The sequence below is a fragment of the Flavobacterium jejuense genome (assembly GCF_006491595.2).
Lineage (GTDB): Bacteria > Bacteroidota > Bacteroidia > Flavobacteriales > Flavobacteriaceae > Flavobacterium > Flavobacterium jejuense.
This window is the reverse complement of record NZ_VEVQ02000047.1, coordinates 1-1,094: the sequence shown is the minus strand read 5'-3', so window position 1 is coordinate 1,094 and position 1,094 is coordinate 1. Positions and strand designations below refer to the sequence as shown.

Here is a 1,094-nt window from a genome sequence, read left to right as displayed (position 1 = left end):
ATACCATACTGAAATAGGTACAAACAATATAAAAGAAAATATAACCTTAAAAAATGGTAATTATTTCTTGCTAGTCGTTGATGGCGAAAAAATTATAAAACAAAACATTAGTGTAAAAAACTAGGCAACTCCATAACTTTAGGATATAACTTCTTAAACAATTATATCCTAAAGTTTATAATGGTTGTTACCAAAAACAAACTATAATGAAAAAATTATATTTATTAATAGTCTTAGGATTGATTATATCTTGTTCCCAAAATGACGATATTAAAATTATCGAAGAAGGAAAAAACAATTCAGAAACAGCAAGTCGCAATCCTACAGCAGCTTTGTGTAATACTTCTCCTTATACAGTTTATCATGCCTTTGGTTCAAGTTGGAGTCGTACTGTTAATTTGCCTGCAACAGGACGATTTGTTGAAGAAAGTCATTATGTAACTACTGAAGATAATTTCTCTGGAGGAAGATTATTTGCTAATACAGTAACTGAAAATATAAATCCTCACTTACAAAGATCATATAATTTATATAAAGCATATGATGCTAATAAAACTTTCAACCAATTATATGCCGCAAGCTTTCAAAAACAATGGACACCCGCTGAATCTGGTTCAATAGGTCAAGGATCTATTGGTAACATACAAACACAATATTTAACTCCAGAAAAAGAAATGTGGTTTATGACAATGATGTGGGCACCAGGAAACAGACCCGCAATTGATACAAAATTTTTACTGAGTGCAAATGGAAAAAAGGTAGTTGTCGTTGCAGGTTATGAAACCGGACCTAGGTCTCAAACGTATTTAGGTGGATTAACTCCAGAAACTCATGCGTGGCTAGGGACAAATAACAACTCTCAGATTACAGTTTCTTATTTAGCCAATCAATCTACACCTATTGGTCCAATTGATTGTAATTCAACTCCTGCAAACACACCTGTTCCTGTTTCACCCGTAAACGGAGCGACAAACTTACTATTGCCTATCAACTTTACCTATACTTCTCCTGTTAACGCAGGTGCTTTTAGAATACAAGTTTCAACTTCAAATTCCGGATGGACAGCTGCTAATGGTTTTACATCAAATACAGCT

The 1,094-nt window shown here is 33.4% G+C and carries 1 protein-coding gene; it reads left to right on the top strand.

From position 1 onward, the window contains the following. Positions 1 to 206: 206 nt before the first annotated feature. A partial coding sequence (locus tag FIA58_RS21150; protein ID WP_140964680.1) for a hypothetical protein occupies positions 207 to 1,094 on the top strand: 888 nt, incomplete at its 3' end.